This window comes from Nocardia sp. MDA0666 (genome assembly GCF_003023875.1).
GTDB classification, from domain to species: Bacteria; Actinomycetota; Actinomycetes; order Mycobacteriales; family Mycobacteriaceae; genus Nocardia; species Nocardia aobensis.
The window spans coordinates 36,581-59,203 of the sequence record NZ_PYHT01000009.1 but is presented as its reverse complement, the minus strand read 5'-3'; the positions used below and the strand labels follow the sequence as shown (position 1 = coordinate 59,203).

The window sequence follows — 22,623 nt, the reverse complement described above, 5'->3', positions numbered from 1 at the left end:
GGCCCACATTTCGGTGACCTACCGCTCCCCGAGTCGCAGCGATTGACGCACCTTCTCGGCGCGCTGTACCTCCCTGCCGTACAGCAATCCGTAGGTGAAGGCGTTCTCCCCGGCCAGGTGCGCCTGGACACCGAGGGTGCGCACCTCGGCGCGCGCGACGATCGCGTCCTGGTGGACGCCGAGGGATTTCTGCAACTTCTTCATGCGGCGGGCCAGTTTCTTCTTGCCGGTCGCCTCGGCTGCGTAGCGGGTGCGTTTCGCCGCCTTCCGCACCTCGTGCAGGCCGCGATCGGTGCCGAGCCGACCGATGTCGTCGAACGCACGGTCGATGCGGCGGCGGGTCTTGCGCAGCCCCTTGCCCTTCTTGCGGTGCAGCGGGAGTCGGTGGCTGGTTTCCAGGCAGTCCAGCAGCGCGAAGTATCGTTCGCTGTTCAGCGCCTCGAGCACGTCGGTGCGGGCCGCCGATCGGCGTGGGACGAACGACTCGGTCAGCCGCCGGCGTACCTCGCCGATCACCAGTTCGTCCGGCAAGGCCCTGACCTCCGCGACGAGGTGGTCGTGCAGAACCTCGAGATCACGCATATCGCCGAGGACACCGGAGAGCCACTTCAACTCGTTGCGCAGATCTCGCGAGCCCTTGAAGGCCTGCAGGATGCTGCGCAGCCGACGACCGGCGACCCGCATCTGGTGGATCGAGTCGGGGCTGCGGCGCCGGATCAGAATGTCCTGCTCGATCATCTTGTCCGCCTGCTTGCGCATATAGCCCTGCAGACCCTGCTCGGGTGGACGCTGGGTCGTACGGACACCGAGGACGCGCAGCGCCTTCGGCGGCGCATCCGACGGCTTGCCCAGTCTCTTCTCGACGCTGTCGAACACATCCGGACCACCGCCGGTCAACTCGACCTCGATCTCCTCCCACGACATCACCGACGACGACTCACCGAGCGTCTGACCCGACACACTGTCGGCGACGACCTCCGCCGCCACTGCGCCCCGATCGTCGGACAGCCGCCATTTCCGCCGTTTCGTCCGAATATGCGCCACCGGCGCGAGCGGCCGGCCCCGGGTGATCCCCGCGAGCATGTCGGTCAGCTCCTGCGGCGCCGACTTGCCCCCGCGCCCCAGCGGTACCTGAATCTCTTCACGGGTATCCTCCCCCACCGGCAACTTCAGATGCCACCCCTCATCCTCCCCACCGGTCCGCCGCCGAAGCGTAATTCCCTTGTGCGCCAACCGCAGATCCGCGGTGTCGTGGTAGACGGCGTCCAGCACCTGCTCCTCGCTCAGCGGGTCCAGGGTCATACCGGGCATATCATCCAGCGGCACCCCACCCGTGATCGGCAACTGGTACTTCCGTTCCCTTTCGTTCACGTGCGTGGCCATATAGCCCGACTACCACGAATGGGCGGTTTTAGTCGTGGGTTGCTCCACCGACCGGCGGGAACGGTGTCGACACCGTGACCGCGTACTACCCGACGGCGCGAACACGCGGTTCGTCGAATCGGGCTTCGATCGCACCAGGGCATTCTCCGGTCCCGGGCCAGGAGCCGAGCGACCGAACTTCCAGCTTGCTACCTCATCGGGGCCGCAGAATGGGCCGAAGCGCCGATCCGGAAAGGCACCGATGACCACTCCATCGCTCACCTCCGAGTACGCAAACCTGGAACCTCTTCGAACCCGCATCCGCACCCACCGGCTCTATTCCGAGACCGACGACGACGTGAACACCTCCGTCATCGACGCGTTGCGGCTCGCCGGATCCGAGCATCTGATCGATATCGGTTGCGGGACAAGCGAGTTCCTCGCTCTTCTGGCCGAGCGTGGGCATGCCGGGCAGTTGTGCGGACTCGATGCCTCACACTCGGCCGCGAGCGCGGCAGCCCGGCTTCCAGGGGCGGTCGGCATCCGTGCCACAGCACAGCAGATACCTGCCCGCGACGGAACGTGGGATTGCCTGACGGCCAGGCACATGCTCTACCACCTCGACGACCCGCTCCGCGCCCTTCGCGAGTTCCGGCGGGTCGTCCGCTGCGGTGGCACGGTGTGTGTCGTCGTCAACCACGCCAGAGCATGCGCACGGACCCGCGACCTCGTGGCCGCCGTCTCCGCCCGCTACGGATTTCGAGAGCCGACGGGGATGCTCAACCCCACCGTCGACTCACGGGCCGCACGGCGACGAATGATCACCCGTTGGTGAGCCTGCCGCCTACATGAACGGTGTGGCCGTAGGCCCCGTCGGGTTGCCGAGCAAGGAGCGGCGGAACCTGGCGAGAGACCGCGGCGACCCGCTCGGAACGAGTGGTTTCATCGTGCGCGTCCTTGTCGCGCCACAGCTGGGTCAGCCAGATCGTGTCCGGGTCGTCGAATGCGGTGTTGATGCTGTAGTGGAGCAGGCCGCTATCGTCACCGCCGGCGCGAAATCCGGCGAGGAGCAACACGATCAACTCGTCACGCCGCCCGGGCAGGGCGGTCATTTGCCCGTAGACGCTGAACATATTCCCACTCCCGCTGGACATACATTTCGCCTTCCGCCTGCCCCTCCTTCGACGAGGCTACTCCGAGGCAGGAATCGGGTGCGCCGCCGAATCCCCAGTGTCTCCGGCAGATTCGCAACCCAGAACGCGCCGTTCCACATTCCGATACCGGTCGAGCTTTCAGTCGTGGGTTTTCCCGATTACAACGTCGAGCGCGTCGTGGCGCCATCGAGACCGGACCGGCCGCTGTAAGCCTTCGACCTAGCTGGCCAGCAGGTCGAGCAGGGAGCCGAAGATGAACAGACCCAGGGCAATCCAGCGCAGAGGGTGCGCCGGATGCTCGCGGTGCATGACCCAGACGATCGAACGAGTGATCGGGACCGGGAGCCAGCACACGACCGCCCAGAGCCACGCCAGAACAGCCCCGGCACGGTGACGTTTATCGGGTTGCGTGGTCAGGAACGTCAACGGCGCGAGTATCACCAGCCCGATTGCGATCGCCACCATGAGCCCTGGCAGGTGCGATCCCACCGTCCACTGGGCGATGAGATAAGTCGGGGCGACCAGGGCGAGGACCCCCAGCAGGACCGAGCCGATCCGCTCCACCCGCCGGTCGACGTATTCGGCATTACGCCACGCTGTTTTGTCGCTTCCGGCCAGCGTGTTGACGAAAGCTGCTTCGACCTGGCTCTCGAAAATCTCTCGGCCATGCTGACATTCCCATTTGTATACACACGGCTCCGGCCCGACGACCACGATATCGTCGGCGATCGAGACCGGTGGCATGGCATATCTGCACGATGCGCAGATGAGCTCGCCGTCGAACGTCTCGACCAGCGAAGCCAGCAGCGACTCGTACTCCGGGGTGTCGCGTCCTCGTTGCCCGGCCGTAAGGTCCGACTTCACGCCACATTCCAATGCGCGCAGGCGTTCGAGTAACCGTGCCGCGTCGCGGGTGGCTGTGATTCTGGCTTTCGCTCTACTCAGGCGCTTCACGTGCCGGCTACCGAATTCGTTCAACGCGCCCGCGCCGATCAGATCGAAGATCACTGGCAAGCCGGCTACGAACTGAAGACTTTTCCCGAGACGACCCCAGAAAAGAACCGAATGTCCGAGCAGAAGATTCGCTTCGGGCAGCGGGCCGCGCGACCACCTCACGCACAGCTCCCACCACCAGCCGCGGAAGACCACCGCTGCGACGAGCACGAGAGCACCGCCCAACCACCATGCGCGAAGGCCGAACCGGCGTTGCTCTCGTGCAGTGTTCCCTCCGCCCACCCCTACGACGATCACCCAATCCCTGCGCGGCGTCCAGCCCACAATTCGAAGGGCTGCGGGCAGACATCGCATACCGCACCAGGTTGCCGAGGCCGGGGTTCTTCTGGCCGACCCGGTGACGGTTGCCGGGGAAATCCGGCGGCGGGGCGAAAAGAACGGCTTCTCAGAGTTTGACGACGATCTTGCCGGTGTGGGTGCTGGACTCCATCAGGCGGTGGGCCTCGCGGATGCTGTCGAGGCCGTCGAAGACCGCGCCAACGTGGGGGCGGAACACACCGTCGCGGATGCCGGAGGCGATCCAGTGGTTGATCCGGCGGCGGCCGTCGGCGGTGACCGACAGTTCCATATTGGCGTAGCCGAGGATTCGAAGCGGCCAGTTCATGGGCATGGCCATCGGGCGCTGGTCGAGCCAGCCGTAGACGACGATCGTGCCGTTATGCGCTGCCGCCCTGCTCAATTCGGCCAGGCCGGGCCCGCCGACGGCGTCGAAGATCAGCTGTGCGCCGACGCCGTCGGTGATGCGTCGGGTCTCGGCCACGACTTCGGTATCGGCCGAGGCGATGACGTGCGCCGCTCCGTTGTCGAGCAGGTATCGGCTCTTCTCGCCCGTCCGGGTGACCGCGATGGGGATGGCGCCGATGCGGGCGGCGGTCTGCAATGCCGCGATACCGACGCCACTGGACGCCGCGGTGATCAGGACGTGGTCGCCCGGACGCAGGCCGCCGGTTTCGATCATGCCGCCGTATGCGGTGGAGTAGGTGAGCCAGGTGGCCGCGCCGGTGACCGCGTCGAGGCCCTCCGGGCGCGGGACCACCGACTCCACCGGCAGCACCACCCGCTCGGCATAGACCCCGGCCGAGCTCATCTCGATATTCGGGCCCGTCGAGACCTTGTCTCCCACAGCGTATTCGGTCACGTCGGCGCCAACCGCCTCGATCACTCCGGAGGATTCGTAGCCGAGCCGGGATCCCGGAAGCGTCGGCAGGTAGTAGTAGGTGCCGGCCCGGAATAATGCCTCCGCCCGGTTGAGTCCCAGCGCTTCGATGCGAATGAGTACCTCCTTCGGTCCAGGCGCCGGCAGGTCGAGATTCTCGATGGTCAACACCTCGGGGTCACCGAGTTCGTGGAAGACGACGGTGCGTGCGGTAATCGCGTCGGTTGTCATGCCACTGACGCTATTCACCAGCGGAGAGATGATCTATGCGTGAAAGTCTCGCGGAAATGTCCGTTCGTCTCGCTACCAGGATTTCGTCTACCATGCGGATATGGGCTTGGACGTACTCAGCGATGCCGTCGCGACGATGCGAACCGGGCGTCCGCACTCCTCGCGCCAGCACAGGTCGGCCCCGTGGGGAATGCGTTTCCCCGCGTCGGACGGCACGGGATTCCATGTCGTGCTGCAAGGTTCGGCATGGTTGATCCTCGAGAACCGCGAGCCGACTCCGCTCGGCCCCGGCGATATCGTCTTCCTGCCGCACGGCCGCGGCCACGCACTGGCCAGCGATCCGTCCGCGCCGCTGCGAGCGGTGAACCCGCTGCCCGACGGATCCTGGCCACCACCCGCACCCGACCCGCACACACCGGGCGCGCCCCTCACGCTATTACTGTGCGGCGCATACCAACTCGATCGTCGGCGCGCCCATCCCCTGCTCACCGATCTGCCCGATGTGGTCCATTTACGCCCTCGAGTCGGCACCCACCGCTCCCTGCGTGCGGCGGTGGAACTACTCGGCACCGAACTCGAAGAGTCTCAGCCCGGTTCGGACGCCATCGTGACGTCCCTGCTCGACACATTGCTGCTCTACATTCTGCGCGCCTGGTGGTTGGACACCGAGGACGACGGCACCCCTCGTAACGGCTGGGCCGCCGCCTTGGCCGATCGCCCCGTCGCCACCGCGCTGCGCGCCATACACACCAGCCCCGAAAAACCCTGGACCGTAGAAGAACTCGGCGCCCTCGGCGGTCTGTCGCGCGCCGCCTTCTCCCGCCGATTCACCGCCACGGTCGGCCGGTCCCCACTCGCTTATCTGACCTGGTGGCGCATGACCCTCGCCGGCCGCTTGCTCCGCTCCGACGACACCCCGTTGCACACTGTGGCCCAACGAGTCGGCTACACCTCCGAATTCGCCTTCGCCAAGGCATTCAAGCGCGAGTACAGCACTCCCCCCGGTCGTTATCGCGCTGCGGCACTTGATCTTTCGCGCTGATAACCCCCGCTCCGGACGGATCACTAGTCGAAGCTGTCGTCCTCGGGCAGATTCTCCGCTGCGGAGCGGCGTCGAAAGAGTTTGCCGATGGTTGCGGCGACTCCTGCTCCGATAGCACCACCCACCACCGCACCCAACAGACTCTGCGGCAACGAATCCGACGGCAACGTGCGCCACAGGAAAACGATCAGCCATGCCGCGATCAATGGATACGTCGTGGCATAGGCAATCCGTTTGCGCCGCAGCGGGAAGCCTTTCAGCAGGGTCTGCATATCGATGCCGCGCCGCGCGCAATAGCGAAGCAGCAGGAGTGAGGTGAGGCTGGGGAGCACGAAGATCAGCAGTGAGACCCACTTGGCATCCACCGCCGCGGCGACGATCGCGATCGCATAGCAGCCGTAGATCGTCGCGCACAGCGCCATGGTCGAGCCCCGGTAGAACTCCTCGCGAGCACGCTCGTCCCCCCAGGCCGGTTCGTCGGGCGCTAGGAAGATGTCTTCGAATGCAGTGGTTTTGGCCATGTCCCCTCCAGCTCCTCGGTCCAGAAAATGTCTTCCACCGTCGTTCCCAGCGCACGGGCGATCCGCAGTGCGAGATAGACACTCGGCGCGTAGTCGCCCTGTTCGATCGAGATCACGGTCTGCCGGCTGACGCCGACCGTTGTCGCCAACTGCGCCTGGGTCATCCGGCACTCGCGCCGCCGCGTACGTACCGGATGCTCCCGCTGCTCGCCGACCACGAAACAAATGTTAAGGATGTTTGACATCCCATGTCAAGGAAACTTGTCTTTTCGGCCTCGGATCATGTGCAGGCCGAACGACCGCGATGTCGGCTCGGATACCGTCTGCATCCGGTGGGATGTGGCCCGGTCGATCGATCTGCCCTACGACCTGGATCCGGAATTGGCCGAGCCCGCGCGCGGATCGCCGAGGCGGTGCCCGACGGGGATTTCCGGCTGCACCCCGGTTCGGCGTTCGCGCCCGAGGGAGGTCGCTCTCCCTCGCCCCTCGACTGTTGAGGCGCTCCGGTGAGTACACCGAGACGACCGTGGCCTGGAGCGGGAGTCCCGGCCGCTCCCACCGGCCTCAACGCCGTACAGTTGTGTCGGCCAGCGCTTTTCGTCGATGGCCCGACGTGAATCGCACAGCTCCGGCGCCATACACCTCAGACGTACCCCGGCAATGCAACTTCGGTGGCTGCACCACCGCTCGCGAGTAGACGAGCCCGGCGTCCCGACCTCGGCCATCGGTTGCAAGCGGACAGCGGCGGCGGTCGAGTCGGCACGCCACCGATCCGGCTACCTCAAGCAGGCGACTCGTCCAGTGGCGTCGCACGGACGAAGTCGACGACCACTGCAGCGAGCTCTTCGCCCTTGTCCTCCTGGAGGAAATGCCCGGCCGAGGTGATGGTCACCGGCGAATGGGCTGCGGCGCCAGGGATTTTCGTCGACAGCACCTTGTCTCCGCCGCGCGTGATCGGATCCGAGTCCGAGAACGCGCACAGGAACGGCCGCTCGAACGTCTCCAGAACTGCCCACGCGGCCCGGTTCGCGGGCGCCGCAGGATCCTCCGGACTGGTCGGTACCAGGAGCGGGAACTGGCGGGCGCCCTGCTTGTAGGTGTCGTCGGGGAAGGGGGCGTCGTAGGCTGCGATCACCTCGGGAGAGAGCTCGGTCCGGCAGGCGCCGTTGACGATCTTCCCGGCTCGGAAGTCGGGGGTGTCCTGGCTGAAGCGCTGCCAGGCGAGGAACGCGTCGCCGGGATGGCGATCACCGGTCGGCAAGAACGTATTCGCCGCGACCACACGCGCGAAACGCTCGGGATGCTCACCGACCAGTCGCAACCCGATCAGGCCGCCCCAGTCCTGGCATACGAGAGTGATCCGGTCGAGGCCGATGGCTTCGATCGCCGCCCAGGTCCAGTCGACGTGTGCCTGATAGGTGTAGTCGGCGCGGTCCGCCGGCTTGTCACTGCGGCCGAATCCGACGAGATCGATCGCGACCGCCCGCAGCCCGGCCGAGACCAGAACCGGGATCATACGCCGATACAGATACGACCACGACGGCTCACCGTGCAACAGCAGCACGACCTCACCGTCGGACGGCCCTTCGTCCAGGTAGTGAACCCGCAACGTGGTCCCGTCGTCGCCCGGCACCTCGACGTAATGCGGTTCGAACGGGAAGTCGGGCAGTCCCGCGAAGCGCTCATCGAGGGTTCTCAGTATCCGCATGGCCCAATCCCTTTCGTCGAAACTAGCTGCCGTTGCTGTACACCCGGGTCGGTTCGACCAGGACCGCCGCGCGGCGCTCCGCCGCCATCACGCGGTCGTACTCGTCCCAGTCGTCGTGCTCACCGCCGGCGGCCGCGAACACATCACGCAGAAGCCTGCGCAACCCCTCGGCATCGATCCACGGCTGCGGATCGTCGGGCCCGACGATCTGACCCCGCCCCTCCACCGTCGCCCACGCCCACCCTTGCCGGAATGTGGCGCTCACCTGCGGCCGAGCGCGGAGATTCGCGAGCTTCACCTTGCCGTAGGTCACGAACCCCAGAACCGGGTCACCCGTCGAAGGATGAGCCAACAACCCGACGTTGACCAGCGTCGACTGAATGGTCTGATCGGATCTGAGGGTGGAGACGACGGCGAGCCCCTTCTCGGCGCGACCGAGTTCCACTGCCTGTTCCAGTGTGGTCATCACATCTCCCGTGGTTGGATGCTCCGATCCTCGCACGGCCCATTGTGCGCTTTGGTGAACAGCGCGAACGGTGGCGACTTCACGAAGTTCGCTGGAACTCGCCCCGCGCGGTGCCGGCTGGGCATCTGGGCTGAATTTTCCGTGCAAACCTCGACGAGAATGCGAGAAAACTGCAAAATTCGACGAGGTTTGCACGATCAGTTCACATCCCTCCCTCACTGCTCGATGCTGTGGATGGAGGACACGACCACTTCTCCGTGGCAGCACGGCTCCACTGACTTACCGCCGTGACGCGGGGGGCCGGCGCGTGTAGCGATGACACGAGCGCGTGACGCGGTGTCGCCAGGTGCCGTGCTGCGGGTGCCTGACGCGGTGAGGCGAGGACGTAGCGCTGAGGGAAGGGCGTTCGAATCGGCCTAGCGTCCCGCTGTAGACCCCTCGATCGGTTCATCCTGTGCCTGGCGTGGACCTCCGGCACGCAACGGCACACCGACGTCATGCAGGTGCCTCAGCGCCTCGCGGTACGAGGCGACCAGCCCGGTCTCGTGATACGGCACGCCGATTTCGGCACAGTACTCGCGGACGATGACCTGGGCATGCCGCAAGTTCGGAGTGGGCATGCTCGGGAACAAGTGATGCTCGATCTGATAGTTCAGCCCGCCGAGGGCGATATCGGTCAACGCGCCGCCACGTACATTGCGCGAGGTCAGCACCTGCCGGCGCAGGTAGTCGGGCCGGTCGTCCCCGGTGAAGGTCTGCATCCCTTTGTGGTTCGGCGCGAAGATGCACCCCATGTAGAGACCGAACAGCGCCTGATGCACAGCGAAGAACGCAAAAGCCTTGTCGGCGGGCAGAATTGCGAACAGTGCGCCCAGATAGACAGCGAAGTGGCCGAGGAGCAACGCCCCCTCCAACACGCGGTGCTTGACTGCCCGGCTCCAAAGCGCACGCACCCCGGCCACATGCAAGTTCAGGCCCTCCAACAGCAACAGCGGGAAGAACAGGAACGCCTGCGCCCGCCCGATCAGCCGAGGCAGCCCACGACTATCGCGCGCCTGCCGCTGCGACCACACCAGAATGTCGGGCGCGACATCGGGATCGAGCTCCTCATGATTCGGGTTGGCGTGATGCCGAGTGTGCTTGTCCTGCCACCACCCATACCCCAGCCCGATCCCCGCATTCCCGACAACCCGACCCATGATCTCGGTCGGACGCCGCAGCCGAAAGACCTGACGATGCGCGACATCATGCATAACGAGCGCGACCTGAGCGAACGTGACGGCCATGATCGCCGCGACCATCAGCGTCCACCACGAGTCGCCGACCAGAACGAACGCCACCCAGCCGGCCACGAACGCAATCCCCACGAGGCTGAGCCGGATGAGGTAGTAGCCGGGACGGCGGTCCATCAAGCCCGCGTCGGAGACACGACGAAGCAGTCGGGCGTAATCACCGTCGGCGCCGGTGCGCCGCGAGCGTGAGTGTGGGACCAAGGCCGGTGTCGTCATAGTTCTCCCTGAGAGCAGGCGCGGATACCACCTCAGCCCCTCGATACCCGTCTCGCTGGAGATTCGGCGGGCACTGCTCAGTGGGTCGGTGTGGCGACTTCGATACACCAAAGCTATTGGCCGGGTCCTAGTTTCATGTCATACCCAGGTATGGGATCGGGATCGAACTGTGGGGTGACACAGGTGCGGCGCTGGCCCGAATGCCGGGGCAAGATCCAACTAGTGTGCAGTCGGCCGCCCGACCTCCAAACGGCACGGGTTCCGGCCACTCGTCAGATGTTTCGCCGTTGCCGCAGTTCGATGGTGCAGCGGGTGATAGCCGTCCGGCGAGCCCCGGCCACGTGCTCAGGAGGGCCCACACCCGAGAAATCGGACGAAGAGTTGTTTACGTCCGCGACGCAACGGAGGATGGCTGGAGTGAGCACCCGACCTCGCAGGCAAACCGATGTCGCAGTGCGGATTCGCCTCCGCGAAGACTTCGCCGCAGACCCCCATTTCGATCCGCAGGAAACGTTCGTCCTACAACTGTCCGACGAGCTACCCAACGTATGCACTCGTCACGGCGAAACCGCAATCGAACAGCGCAACAAGGACTTCGACTTCAGGCCGAAGACGGCCCGGCGTTCTGCGGAACAACAATGGATACAGCGGACCCCTTCGTATGAAGTTCGATTTCTGCTACGAGGTTTCTACCGCATCGCCACGTTCAGATGGGTCGAGGTCAACCCGCCATCCACTGTCCTCGAGGGAACCTGGCCGATCTGTACGAAATGCAAACGCACAAGCCAGCTTTGCCAGTACACCGGCCATGCGATCGTTCTACTGGGCCTCGCCGCCATCCTCGTCATGCTCGCAGCCACCCAAACAACGACCTCCGACCACCTTCCCGTAGCACTCGTACTGGCTGTCTTCCCGGGATGGGGACTTTTCGGGTTGATCGCCGCATACTTGCTCTACCGCCGCTCGACGACATTCGTGCTGTTCCGGCCTATCGTCGATCTCGATTCGGCACGGATCAGGGCGCACCCGCGGTTCGCGGAGGCGTTCGAATCGCGAGGGTCGCTGTCCGGGGAGGCATAGTCTGTCCTGCTCCGCTCTCGGTTCCGGCACGCAGTTCATCCAGCACTCAGGAGCACCGGGGACACCAGAGCAGCACTTGGCTTGAAGCACATTCGTCAGCTGAATGCGCAGATGAGGTGACAACCGGCCTGGGGCAGAGTCCTGCCCGGCCTGTCTGCGCAGTAATCGAGCCGTCCGCCCCTCTCACGGCGCGACGTGCAAGTATGACCACGTGCCTGTAGCGAGCCCCGCTAGTACACGAATTCGTCTGTTCACCGTCGGTTATGAGGGCCGGCGAGCGGACGAACTCGTCGCAATTCTGACAGAGGCCGGCGTCGCGACCGTCGTGGACGTGCGACTTACTCCCATCTCGCGCAAACCGGGATTGTCGAAGACCAAATTGTCGGCGGCCCTGAGCCAGGCCGGCATCCGTTACGTGCATCTCAAGGAGCTCGGCAATCCCCGAGACAATCGCGACGGTTTCCGCGTCGGTGACGCCGATGCGCGTGACCGATATGCGCATGTGCTCGCAAGCCCGGAAGGAGCTGAGGCGCTGCACTCGGTCAGGACGCTCATGGCGCAGGGCCCGGTCGCATTGCTCTGTTTCGAGCACGAGCACACCACATGCCACCGTCAAATGGTCGCCGATGCTGTACGGGATACTGCTACCGCCGGAATAATTCAGCTGTGACACAACGGCTTACAGCATGGCCAGCTGGTCGGGCTCGGCACCGGAACTCACCTTCGGGTACCACGCGCCCAGCACTTCGAACGACCTACGGTGCAGCGCCTGGTTCCCGATGAAGAAGTAGAGGTCCCGCTCAGGAGCACAAATCTCCTGCTCCCATTTCCCTCGCAGCCTCTGCTGAGCTCCGGCAACTCCATACATCTGCTGCCATTTCCGTCCCGCCTGACCGATCTCCCAGTCCAAGCACTGCTGCCGATGACCGGGACATTCACTGTCGGTGCAGTGATAGCTGTAGGTGACCCGATACGGCATCGGTTCGAGCACCGGCGGCGCATCGTCGAACAAACTCGGCGCGGCCGCCGCCTGCGCCTTCCTCCGTTGCTGTGGTGTCCAGCCGTTTCCGCGCTCAACCGTCACGGCGTCGACGATCGGCTTGATCATGCCCAGCGACGGCGCGGGCACGGCCATCGCACCTTTCGGATTCGCGCGAATCAGCTCGCACGTCGACGTCGCCCCGATCAGAGGACGGATCAGTGTCCGCCGCTGCGTCCATCGCCCACCGTTCGTATCGACGTGCCCGACGACCTGCAGTGACTGCTGATCCGGTTGAAACGACTCGATTCGTGGATCGTCCCCACGACGCTTCCGAACATCGACCTCGACGATGTCGTATTTGCGGAACACGAGCTCCTGCCCCATCCCGCGGAACCTCATGGGGTACAACCGTATCCACGTCGGCGGCAAACGGTCGATACGAACACCCGCGACACACACCGTCTCGCCGTACCGTTCCGACGGCGCGGGATAAGCCTTCACGGTGATCAGAATCCGAGCGCGCTCACTTCCTGGCAGCATCGAAAACCCCCTAATGACACCAGGATTCAAGTATGCACGGACGCCGGCAGGGACGATGGGTATTCCTGTCGGCGCCACCCGTCACGATTCATTCCGTGGCCATCGGATCGCCGAAACCGAGCGTGTCTCTCGCGGTCACGTATCGTGGGTCGCCCCTGATCAGAGCCGCATCCACGCACGAGCACTTCGGAATGGGCGACATCGAATGCGGCGGACACTCGATCTCGCCGCAGCCCTCGGGCCGACGCAGCGTTGCGCCCACTCCCCTGGCCCGGCGGTCGGTACGTCGCTGGCATCTCCGAATTTCGCCTCAACGGTCATACCGTGAGGACAGGGCTCACCAGAGTTGCTCTGGAACCAGAACTGTCCAAACCTGCCCCGGAGCGAAGGGGATGGCTGCACCGGTGGGGTCTGTGTACGTTGTGCCCGCCTCCGGGGAGGGCCGGGACCACGTGGCCGGGAACGCTTGGCCGTCGCGAAGTACGAGTGCCTGACCGCTACCGGTCGTCTGGGCCAGGGGTGAGACGCTGCCCGCCACGTCGCTGATGGCCGAGTTCTGCACCGGCACACTCTGCAGCACGACCGTACTTGGCGTGAGCCGTCCGGTATCGGCAGCGCTGTAGGCAGCACCATCCATGGACACCAGCCAGCCGTGATCGCTGGGTGACCAGTCGAAGCCGACCACCGCAGCCGGGTACCGCGCTTCCTCATGTTGCGTGGGCCGACCGCCGGCAGGCGCAGGACCGAAGTGCAGTTGCGAAGCCTCCGGCCAGCCGCCGCCTTCGGGCAACTGATCGGGGCGGACGAACATGTTGTGCGGCGCGGCGCGACTGTAATCGCGGAAGTACGCCGCGGGTTGCAGATCGGCCGAGGCGTTCTGGAGCGAGGAGGAATCGAGGGCGGGAATCAGCTCGGGCGCGGAACCAGAGGATGCCAACGTCGGGTTACCGAACTGGGCCAACAGCGTCAGATCCGTTTCCCGCGCGCTCCGGACAGGTCCGATCACCGGAGGCTTCTGTGTCACGAACACCGCGGCCAGCCGGCTCAAACCACCCTCGACCGGCTCGACGTAGACCACATCGGCGGCTCCGAGCCCAACCGGTGGCCGTGCCTGCGGACTGTTGTCTATCTTCGCGACCAGTACCGGCACCCCTACCCGGGAGGGCGGGGGCGACTCAGGTGCCGCCTGCTCGGGTCCGGTGCGGGTGGCGGTGCCAGTGCGGGTGCCGGTGCCGGTGCCGGTGCCGGTGCCGGTGCCGCCACTGCACGCGAACGTAGTGCACATTCCCAAGCTCATCAGGAACGCGGCAATCCACACCCACCATCGCTGTTGCATAAGGCAAACCTCTAGCTACCAATTTACGCCGCCCTCGACCACTCGGGCCGGTCGCTGGTTGAGGCTTTTGGTCCCCGGCGAGCGCCCGTCGAACCACCCCGACGACGCACTTCGCGTGGGCACGGACCGTCCGCACGGGTGGTGAGGTGCTCGCCTGTAATCTCACGATCATGGTGGACACCCCCTTCGGTCGAGTCATCACGGCGATGGTGACCCCCATGCACGCCGACGGCTCGATCGACTACGACGGCCTGCAGAACCTCGCCGTATACCTCGCCGACCACGGCCACGACGGATTGCTGGTCAACGGGACCACGGGTGAGTCCGCCACTACCACCGACGAGGAGGACTACGCCTGCGTGCGGGCGGTCGTCGAGGCCGTGGGCGACCGCGTCCAGGTGATGGCCGGCTGCGGCACCAACGACACCGAGCATTCCACTCGTGCGGCGCGCGAAATGGTCGCCTGCGGGGCCGACGCTCTGCTCGTTGTCACGCCGTATTACAACAAGCCGCCGCAGGACTGCATCCTCGAACACTTCCGCCTGGTCGCCGAGGCCGGCGGCGGTGTGCCCGTCATGCTGTACGACATCCCGGGTCGGACCGGGACGGCGCTGAGCACCGATACGATTCTCCGCGCGGCGGACATTCCCGCCGTGCGTGCCGTCAAAGATGCCAAGGGCGATTTCTTCGAGGCCAGTCGGATCATGTCGCAGACCGACCTGCTCTGGTATTCCGGTGACGACGTCGTGAACCTGCCCCACCTCGCTCAAGGCGCGACCGGCATCGTGTCGGTGGTCGGTCACGTCGCAGGCGATCACTACGCGGAGATGATCGCCGCCGTCGACCGCGGCGACCTGCCTCGGGCACGCGAGATCCACCGGCGCCTCATCCCCGCCGTCGATGCGATCATGCACGTCTCACAGGGCGCCATCCAGGCGAAGGCCGCGATGAAAATGCTCGGCGTCATCTCCTCCGACGCGCTGCGGATGCCGTATCGGCAGGGCCCGCCGGAGCATCAGCAACGCCTGCGTGCTGGACTCGAGGAATCCGGTCTGTTGTAGACGGGCACGCGAACATCACTGTGCAGCAGTCGGATACAACTTCGTGGGCGCCGAGTACGAGGATTACGTCAACGAGCAACGACCAAACGCAACGATGGCGACCGGGGCTGAGCGGTCGACGGTGTGGCCGGTGCCGCACTGGGAGTGATGAGCCAGGGCGAACTGCACTCGCTGGGGTTGTCGCTGTTCCTGCCGCATGCCACGGCGGCGCAGAGTCCGTTCCGGTTCCTCGTGATCGACGACCCGGTTCAGTCCATGGATCCCGCCAAGGTCGACGGGTTGGCCCGAGTGCTGGACGAGGTGGCGCGATCCCGGCAGGTAGTCGTTTTCACACACGACCTGCGGTTGTCCGAAGCCGTGCGCCGCCTGCATATTCCGGCGACCATTCTCGATGTACAGCGGCGGGAGCGGTCGGTCGTGGAAGTCCGGGTGTCGGTCGACCCGATCCGCCGCAACCTCGCCGATGCTCGCGCATTGCAGTCGACGCCCCGGTTGCCCAAGGACGAAGCCAATGAGCTGATCGCATTGTGCTGCCGACAAGCGATCGAGTCCGCCAGCACCGCAAAAGTCCGAAAGATACTGGGTGAGAACGGCCTCAGCCAGATCGCCATCGACGAGCAGCTCGCGGCGGCCGAACGAACCAAACAGAAGCTCGCACTCGCCCTGTTTCTGGACCGAACGAAAGAGGGCGCAGCCCTCGCACGCCTGGACCGGGAACTCGCCCCGTGGGCATCGTCGGTGATCGAGGCGTGCAATCGCGGCGCGCACGGCAGTACCCGCGGCGACCTCGAAGACCTCATCAATCGCGCGGAGAGGATTACGGCATGGCTCAGCAACTGACGCTCGTCCGCTCCAGGCTCGGCACTGCCGACATGCTCATCACCGACGCTACGGCCGACCTGGACGGCCTCTGGCCGAGGGCATCAGCATGGATGCTGCGTATTGCCGTCGAGCACGCCATCGAAGAACTGTGGAAATCGGTATCGCCACGGATGGTCTCGGTAACCCGGCGTGCCCAGCTGCTGGTTCTTCCCAAGTACATCGGTGCGCAGGCTGCCGGCGAGGCGCGTGTCCTGTGGGCGGAGCTGTCGGTCGTCACTCATCATCACGACTACGAACTGAACCCGACCGTGCAGCAGTTGCGGCGGTGGCAAGAAAGTTCCGAGCGTGTAGTGGCAGCGATCGACGCGGCAGTGCGCGCACATACCGGCACGAGCCGGTAACCGTTGCGCTACAACGTGTTCTAGTTTGGCGCGTCAGCAGCAGGCGTGAGATATCGGGACACGCGGAGAGCGATTGCGTCTGTCACATTTTCAGGTCGCCCGCCGATGTCAGTTGGGGTGATCGCCGGGGCGCATCCGGGCGCGGCCGAGCCGACGAAGAGTTCTGGGGCATAGAGGAGGTAAAGGTGGCGCAAACCGCGCTGTGGGAGGACACCACGGCAGTGGAGTCCGGGCTGACCGTTCAGGTTCTGACCCAGCCCGCGATCAACCTGGCGCTCGTCCACAACGGCGTGCCGCTGATCTCCGGACTTCGTGTCACGAACGATTCGGGCTCATCGGTGGTCGACATGACCGTGACCGTCCGCCTGCACGGCGACGGTGCCGAACTGACCCCGGCATGGCAGCGGACCTACGACGGCGACCTGTCCGACGGCGCGGATGTGTTTTGGGACGATTTCGGTACCTTCGCGCCGAAGACGTCCTACCTCCGAGAGCTGAACGAAAGTCACCCAGCGACACTGAGTATCACCGTGACGCGAATGTGGGGACCCGACGTCCATCTCACGACGCCGATCCGGGTTCTCGCCCACAACGAGTGGTTCAACGCGCCGATCTTCTACGACTCGCTGGCGGCGTTCGTCCAACCGAATACCAAATCCGTTCAGTCGGTTCTCGATGACGCCGCGGAGCTCCTGCGTACCAACACCGGAGATTCCTCGATCAGCGGCTACCAAGCAGGCCCGGAGCGAGCCGCGCTCATTGCCGCCGCTATCTACGAGGTCCTGCGCGCACGGCGGATCCGCTACATCAACCCTCCGGCTTCGTTCGAGGCGACCGGACAGAAGATCCGCACCACCGCAGGCGTTCTCGACGAGCGGTTCGGCACATGCATCGATCTCTCCGTGACCTATGCGGCCTGCCTCGAGGCATCGGGTCTGCGCCCGCTCGTGTGGTTGGTGACCGGTCACGCCTTCGCCGGCTTTCTGCGTGAAGAAGTGAACTTGTCTCATCCGTCCTTGACCGAGCAGAACGCTCTCGTCAATCTCGTCGAGTCGGGTATCGCCGTGCCTGTCGAGGCGGTGTTCTACGAGGAGTCGTCGAAAGGCAGCTTTACCAGCGCCATAGCGACGGCACGACCGCACTTCAGTAACCCCGAGTCACTGGCCGGAGTTGTCGACATCGCTGCTGCCAGGAGAAGCGGTGTACGACCCCTACCCAGCACCGATGACGTCGCCGCCGCCGCTTCCCCCGAGCCGACGAAAATCGGCGGAATCGTTCTGGACTTGCCCGATGAACTTCGGGCTCAGAATCAGAACGACGAAATCTTGGACACGACCGACCCCGCTCCGGCACGCGTACGAAAGTGGAAGCGATCGCTCCTCGACTTGAGCACCCGCAACAGGTTGCTGAACCTGAAGGCGTCATCTCAGGTGATCGACTTGCATGTCCCCCACAACGGCCTGCCGATCCTCGACGACATCGTTCATGCGGGTACTCTCCTCACACTGGCGCCACACGACGACCTCGCGTCCATTCATCAACTCCAAGGTGCGCGGCGTGCCGCCGAGATCGACCCAGATGTACTGCGGGCGTATCTCTCCGAGGACCACCAGCTGTACGCCGCCGTTCCGAACACCGCCTACACGCGCAGATTCAAAGAGCTCGCCCGGACCGCACGGACGCTGTTCGAAGAAACCGGCAGTTCGAACCTCTACCTGACGCTCGGCGCGCTCGTCCACCACACGAGCACGGGCGCCGAGGCGCGGGCTCCTCTGTTTCTCCTTCCGGTGAAAATCACTGGCGGTACGGGACGTAAACAGTTCCAAATCAGCACCAACACAACCGAAGTCGCGAGTCCGAACTACTGCCTGGTCGAGTGGCTGCGTCTGAAGCACAACGTTTCGATCGAGGCACTCGAAGCACCGAAATTGGACGACAGCGGAATCGATATCGTCCACGCCCTTCGCGGGATCCGGAGCGCTCTGGTCGAGAACAACATCGATCTGCGGGTGGATGAGGTCGCAACGCTCGCCATCTGCCAATTCGGTACGTTCGGCATGTGGAAGGACCTCAGCGACAGCTGGGAAATCCTCGAGCAGAGTCCTATCGTGCGGCATCTGACGCATCATCCCGGCGAGTCGTTCCATGACCCGAACTCGGACGGTGATGCCGGTCTGGAGCACCTCGAGGTCGACGAAAGTACTGTGCCCGTGCCGATTCCGGCCGACGGCTCACAGCTCAGAGCGATCGCGCTCGCCGCGGCCGGCCGCACATTCGTCCTCGAAGGCCCGCCCGGAACAGGTAAGTCCCAGACGATCACGAATTTGATCGCCCACGCCTTGGGGCAGGGCAAGACCGTTCTCTTCGTTGCAGAGAAGCAGGCAGCCCTCGACGTGGTGAAACGGCGCCTCGAACGGGTCGGTCTGCAGAATTTCACTCTCGACTTGCACGGGAAAAGTCAGAGTCCCAACATGATTCGCGATCAGCTCAAGGCGGCGATCGACAACTCGATCCGCTACAACGAGCGCACGTGGGACGCCCGGCTGGCGGACTTTCAGGCGAGGCTCGCACCACTTTCCGACTATCCGAGAAAGCTGCATCAGCGGAATGGTATCGACTACTCGCTCTGGAGCGCCTTCGAGGAGATCCTCGAGACCGGCGACGGTCCGGTAGCGCCGATTCCGATCTCCTATGTCGCTCGCCCTTCCGAGAACTGGCCTGCAGTCAAAGCTGCCCTCGACCTCTTCTCGCGCGCAGCCCGTCCTCTGGATATCGCACCCGGTGTGCCATGGGCTCTGGCAGGCGCCATTCCGGACTCAGTGGGCGCGGAGCAGATCGCGCCTGCCGTGCGTCGGTTTGCCAACGCAGTCGATGCCGCGGAAGCGAGCGATCGCGTGCGGTCCCTACTGGCGGCCATCGACGGCCCCGAGCAGCTCGTCTCCTTGATCGAACCGGCACAGCGCCAGCTCGGTCGACCGGTTCCGGACGCGTCCACGCTTGCTCGGATGCGCGGACCGCAATTCGCCGGCGCGCTGAAGGCGCTGATGACGGAAATCGAACAGCTGCAGCGAAACTGCGCTCCGCTGCTGGCGACGTTCACGCCGATGTTCGTCGAAACGGGTGATATCGCCCCCATGGTCACCGAGGCGGAAGAGTGCGACAAAGGAATGTTCGGCCGGAAGAAGAAGGCCGAGCAGTTTCAGCGCAATATGGCTCCGTTCGCTCAGCCGGGCGCCGATCTCGCACCGCAGAGCGTCCTGCCCCTTCTGCGGGCAATCCCTGGTGCCCGCGAGCACGTTTCGCGAACTCAGGCACTCGCCGGGGAACTGCTCGGACCCTTCATGCCGGCGCGTTGGAATCCCCTCGCCCCCGGCAGCGCGGAAGAACTGCGGCCGATCTTCGACTACATCGCCGCGACGCTCCGATTTATCGATTGTTCCCCCAACGAGTGGCGTCTGCTCGAAACTACGAGTTTCCCGGCAAATCGAGAGATCGGGTTGCTCGAGGAAGTGAGCGACGCGTGGACCCAGTTACGTGGGTGCCTCGGCACCACCGACGACGATGTGACCCGCTGGCGCAACAGCGAACACTGGCTCACCGCGTGGAAGCGCACGAGTGGTGAACTCATCGAAGACGCCGAGCTTTTCAATGCCCGGCACCTGCTCGACTGGTCCAGGATGTCCAGCTATCTCGCGCCCCTGCGCCGAGCAGGACTCGACGAGTTCGTGGAAGCACTTCTGACCGCTCGCATTCCGGCGGCCGACGCAACGGCGGCCTTCTTTCGTGGAACCGCTGCTACATCTCTGGACGAACGCCGCCGATCGACCGGCTTGAACAACTTCCTTTCCGACCTTCGAGACGGCGAAATCGACGACTTCGTGCGCGCTGCGGAGTCGTTGCGGGACGAACAGGTCAAGGCCCTTGCCGCCGCGCTACTCAACCGGCGGCCCTTCCACGCCGGTTCGCTCACCGGCGAGGTCGGGGAATTGCGACGTTCGCTGGACAGAAAACGTGGCGGCCTCAGCTTCCGGCAATTGATGAACAAATACGCCGATTACATTCTGGCGGCCACCCCGTGTGTTTTCGTCAGTCCGGCCTCGCTCGCGAAGTTCATAGCGCCCGGCTCCGCGACGTTCGACATCGTCGTATTCGATGAAGCGTCGCAGGTGACCGTGGCGCAAGCGATCGGCGCCCTGGGTCGCGGCCGGTCGGCAGTCATCGTCGGCGACTCGCAGCAGATGCCGCCGACCTCGTTCGGTCAGGTCACCGCGTCCGATGACGACGACGCGCACGAGGAGGGCGAACTCGCCCCGGAGGATCTGGACAGCATCCTCACCGAATGTGTCGAGTCCGGCGTTCCGCGTCTGTGGTTGTCGTGGCACTACCGCAGCCAGGACGAGACACTCATCAGCTTCTCCAACGAGAAGTACTACGAGGGGCGGCTCGCCAGCCTGCCCTCCCCCGGCGGAGACAGCACTGCGGGCGTCGAATGGCGACGCGTCGCCGGGCAGTTCAACCGCGAGGATCGTGGCCGTGAGCACCGCACGAATCGTGTCGAAGCAGAGGCCGTCGTCGAGGAGATTCGAACCCGTTTGGCGACACCATATCTGGCGCACCAGAGCATCGGCGTCGTGACGTTCAACGCCCAACAACGCACTCTCGTAGAGGACCTCCTCGATGAGTGCGACGATCCGCTCGTTCGCGAGAACCTGCGGCCGGATGCCGAAGAAGGCATATTCGTCAAGAACCTGGAGAACGTTCAGGGTGACGAGCGCGACGTCATCTTGTTCACCACCGCCTTTTCGACGAAACCGGGCGAGACACAGCTACCGCTGAACTTCGGCCCGCTCAGCCGGTCGGGCGGCGAAAAGCGCTTCAATGTCGCGATCACCCGGGCACGCCGCAAGGTCATCGTGTTCACCTCGTTCGACCCATCGCACATCGACCTGTCCCGGACGAAATCCGTTGGTATGGCCCACCTGCGCGGTTACCTCGAAATGGCGTCGCACGGACCGAGCACGGGTGAACACCCCCGCGACGGCCTCGGGCTCGACCCCATCCAAAGAGACATCTGCGCCGGACTGCGCGAGCGTGGCTACGAGGTGGAGACGAACTACGGGCTCTCCGACTTCGTCCTCGACCTCGTCGTACGCGAACCCGGCTGTGAGCATTGGCAAGTGGCTGTCATGCTCGACGGCCCGCGGTGGGCGGAACGGCCGACGGCCGCAGACCGGGATCTGACACCGCGGCTGCTCGAATCGATGATGCATTGGGGTTCGTCGCTGCGGGTGTGGTTGCCGGACTGGATCGACAACCGCAGCGCCGTACTCGACCGCATCGACGCGGCGATCGAAACATCGGGCTCGAAGCATGAGGCATTCGAAGCCGAACTCGCCGCGGCAGCGGAAGAGCGGGCGGCCCTCATCGCGAAGATGGAAGCGGAGGCTGCGGCCGAAAGCGCGGACGAATCCGGGCAGCTTGATGTGGTAGCCGTTGAGACAGAAAGTAGTTCGGCTGTCGAGCCGGCCTACGACTCGGCGCCGCTGGATGAGCCGGAGTTCGTCGCGAGCGCACCGATTGCGAGCAGCCTCGGCTCTGCGGCGAATGTTATGGACAAGCCGGCCGCGCGAGACTGGAACGGCCGCGGCACCACTTATCTCTCCGCACCGACGACAACGCTCGGCGATCGGACGGATCTCGACCGAACCAACTCGGCGTCGGTACGGCGCATCATCACCGATGCCGTACGAGAAACCGTGGAGACCGAGGGACCTATCGCTTTGGATCGACTCGCGCGCGTCGTCGCGAACCGGTTCGGCTACGACCGAGTGTCCGCCGCGCGCAAGTCGTTTGTCATCGACTGCGTCCCCGCCGAGCTGATTCACTCCGGCCCGCTCGGCACGTTCGTGTGGCCGCATCAGATCGACCGGGCTACGTGGGCCGGCTACCGCACCACCCCGGATGACGTGACGCGCTCTCTGAACGAAATCGCACCGGAGGAGATCGTCAATGCCATGAAGGCGGCCTGCTCGAGTGCGGGACTGGAGTCGGAGCCTTTGATGCGCGCGACCATGGCCATCTTCAACCAGCGTCGCCTCGCCGGCGCCAGCCGGGAGCGGTTGGAATCATGCATCGCCGCCGGATTGGCGAACGGACGGCTCATCCGGATCGGTTCGCACATACGGCCCGGCGCCTGACACCCCCTCGCACGAAACCGCAAGGCATTTCGGCGCCCATGT

Annotated in this window: 19 protein-coding genes; 8 read left to right on the top strand and 11 right to left on the bottom strand. The window is 64.8% G+C overall.

The features are described 5' to 3' along the window. Nucleotides 1–18: 18 nt before the first annotated feature. Complete coding sequence (locus tag C8258_RS15165; protein ID WP_106955738.1) at nucleotides 19–1,383, bottom strand: CYTH and CHAD domain-containing protein; 1,365 nt, start codon at nucleotides 1,381–1,383, stop codon at nucleotides 19–21. A 241-nt stretch (nucleotides 1,384–1,624) separates the two neighbouring features. Here C8258_RS15165 and C8258_RS15160 point away from each other — a divergent pair, with 241 nt between their 5' ends. Next, nucleotides 1,625–2,197 (top strand): class I SAM-dependent methyltransferase, encoded by a 573-nt coding sequence (locus tag C8258_RS15160; protein ID WP_106955737.1) that lies wholly within the window; start codon nucleotides 1,625–1,627, stop codon nucleotides 2,195–2,197. Here C8258_RS15160 and C8258_RS15155 read toward each other — a convergent pair. The 3 genes from C8258_RS15155 to C8258_RS15145 all read right to left on the bottom strand — a co-directional run bounded on the left by C8258_RS15155 (nucleotide 2,184) and on the right by C8258_RS15145 (nucleotide 4,917). Continuing rightward, on the bottom strand, nucleotides 2,184–2,516 hold the full coding sequence (locus C8258_RS15155) for a putative quinol monooxygenase (RefSeq protein ID WP_106955736.1): 333 nt from the start codon (nucleotides 2,514–2,516) through the stop codon (nucleotides 2,184–2,186). The genes C8258_RS15160 and C8258_RS15155 overlap by 14 nt on opposite strands. A 219-nt stretch (nucleotides 2,517–2,735) precedes the next feature. Beyond that, nucleotides 2,736–3,680, bottom strand: coding sequence for a hypothetical protein (locus tag C8258_RS15150; protein ID WP_146161245.1), 945 nt, complete (start codon nucleotides 3,678–3,680; stop codon nucleotides 2,736–2,738). A 235-nt stretch (nucleotides 3,681–3,915) separates the two neighbouring features. Next, on the bottom strand, nucleotides 3,916–4,917 hold the full coding sequence (locus tag C8258_RS15145) for a zinc-dependent alcohol dehydrogenase family protein (RefSeq protein ID WP_106955734.1): 1,002 nt from the start codon (nucleotides 4,915–4,917) through the stop codon (nucleotides 3,916–3,918). A 100-nt stretch (nucleotides 4,918–5,017) separates the two neighbouring features. On the opposite strand from C8258_RS15145, the gene C8258_RS15140 reads away from it, so the two are divergent. After that, nucleotides 5,018–5,959, top strand: coding sequence for an AraC family transcriptional regulator (locus C8258_RS15140; protein WP_199195713.1), 942 nt, complete (start codon nucleotides 5,018–5,020; stop codon nucleotides 5,957–5,959). A 23-nt stretch (nucleotides 5,960–5,982) separates the two neighbouring features. Here the strand turns inward: C8258_RS15140 and C8258_RS15135 are convergent, their stop codons facing one another. The 5 genes from C8258_RS15135 to C8258_RS15115 all read right to left on the bottom strand — a co-directional run bounded on the left by C8258_RS15135 (nucleotide 5,983) and on the right by C8258_RS15115 (nucleotide 10,162). Beyond that, the gene (locus C8258_RS15135; RefSeq protein WP_146161244.1) at nucleotides 5,983–6,480 is read right to left on the bottom strand and encodes a hypothetical protein; all 498 of its coding nucleotides are present in this window, start codon (nucleotides 6,478–6,480) and stop codon (nucleotides 5,983–5,985) included. Next, entirely contained in the window at nucleotides 6,444–6,725 is a 282-nt protein-coding gene (locus C8258_RS15130; RefSeq protein ID WP_106955732.1) for a helix-turn-helix transcriptional regulator, read from the bottom strand. Before C8258_RS15130 ends, C8258_RS15135 begins: the two co-directional genes overlap by 37 nt. A 536-nt stretch (nucleotides 6,726–7,261) precedes the next feature. After that, entirely contained in the window at nucleotides 7,262–8,188 is a 927-nt protein-coding gene (locus tag C8258_RS15125; RefSeq protein ID WP_106955731.1) for a haloalkane dehalogenase, read from the bottom strand. Nucleotides 8,189–8,210: 22 nt separating this feature from the next. Beyond that, nucleotides 8,211–8,654 (bottom strand): TIGR03618 family F420-dependent PPOX class oxidoreductase, encoded by a 444-nt coding sequence (locus tag C8258_RS15120; RefSeq protein WP_106955730.1) that lies wholly within the window; start codon nucleotides 8,652–8,654, stop codon nucleotides 8,211–8,213. A 416-nt stretch (nucleotides 8,655–9,070) separates the two neighbouring features. Then, nucleotides 9,071–10,162 carry an acyl-CoA desaturase gene (locus C8258_RS15115; RefSeq protein WP_106955729.1) on the bottom strand — a complete coding sequence of 364 codons (1,092 nt, stop codon included), beginning with the start codon at nucleotides 10,160–10,162 and terminating at the stop codon, nucleotides 9,071–9,073. Nucleotides 10,163–10,579: 417 nt separating this feature from the next. Here C8258_RS15115 and C8258_RS15110 point away from each other — a divergent pair, with 417 nt between their 5' ends. Both C8258_RS15110 and C8258_RS15105 read left to right on the top strand, forming a co-directional pair. Then, entirely contained in the window at nucleotides 10,580–11,242 is a 663-nt protein-coding gene (locus tag C8258_RS15110; RefSeq protein ID WP_146161243.1) for a hypothetical protein, read from the top strand. Nucleotides 11,243–11,453: 211 nt separating this feature from the next. Continuing rightward, nucleotides 11,454–11,912, top strand: a complete 459-nt coding sequence (locus tag C8258_RS15105) for a DUF488 family protein (protein ID WP_106955727.1) — start codon at nucleotides 11,454–11,456, stop codon at nucleotides 11,910–11,912. Between the two features lie 9 nt (nucleotides 11,913–11,921). Here C8258_RS15105 and C8258_RS15100 read toward each other — a convergent pair whose 3' ends face one another. Both C8258_RS15100 and C8258_RS15095 read right to left on the bottom strand, forming a co-directional pair. Beyond that, on the bottom strand, nucleotides 11,922–12,794 hold the full coding sequence (locus tag C8258_RS15100) for a hypothetical protein (protein WP_233225104.1): 873 nt from the start codon (nucleotides 12,792–12,794) through the stop codon (nucleotides 11,922–11,924). Between the two features lie 307 nt (nucleotides 12,795–13,101). Continuing rightward, on the bottom strand, nucleotides 13,102–14,100 hold the full coding sequence (locus C8258_RS15095) for a DUF3048 domain-containing protein (RefSeq protein WP_106955726.1): 999 nt from the start codon (nucleotides 14,098–14,100) through the stop codon (nucleotides 13,102–13,104). A gap of 170 nt (nucleotides 14,101–14,270) precedes the next feature. Between C8258_RS15095 and dapA the strand changes: the two genes are divergently transcribed. The 4 genes from dapA (at nucleotide 14,271) to C8258_RS15075 (ending at nucleotide 22,581) form a co-directional block, all read left to right on the top strand. Then, nucleotides 14,271–15,161: a 4-hydroxy-tetrahydrodipicolinate synthase gene (dapA, locus tag C8258_RS15090; protein ID WP_106955832.1), complete on the top strand. Its 891-nt coding sequence runs from the start codon at nucleotides 14,271–14,273 to the stop codon at nucleotides 15,159–15,161. A gap of 123 nt (nucleotides 15,162–15,284) precedes the next feature. Continuing rightward, on the top strand, nucleotides 15,285–16,001 hold the full coding sequence (locus C8258_RS15085) for a hypothetical protein (RefSeq protein ID WP_106955725.1): 717 nt from the start codon (nucleotides 15,285–15,287) through the stop codon (nucleotides 15,999–16,001). Next, nucleotides 15,986–16,384: a hypothetical protein gene (locus tag C8258_RS33205; protein WP_036524405.1), complete on the top strand. Its 399-nt coding sequence runs from the start codon at nucleotides 15,986–15,988 to the stop codon at nucleotides 16,382–16,384. The genes C8258_RS15085 and C8258_RS33205 overlap by 16 nt, the downstream gene beginning before the upstream one ends. A 185-nt stretch (nucleotides 16,385–16,569) precedes the next feature. Further along, complete coding sequence (locus C8258_RS15075) at nucleotides 16,570–22,581, top strand: DUF4011 domain-containing protein (protein ID WP_106955723.1); 6,012 nt, start codon at nucleotides 16,570–16,572, stop codon at nucleotides 22,579–22,581. The last annotated feature ends 42 nt before the right edge of the window (nucleotides 22,582–22,623 follow it).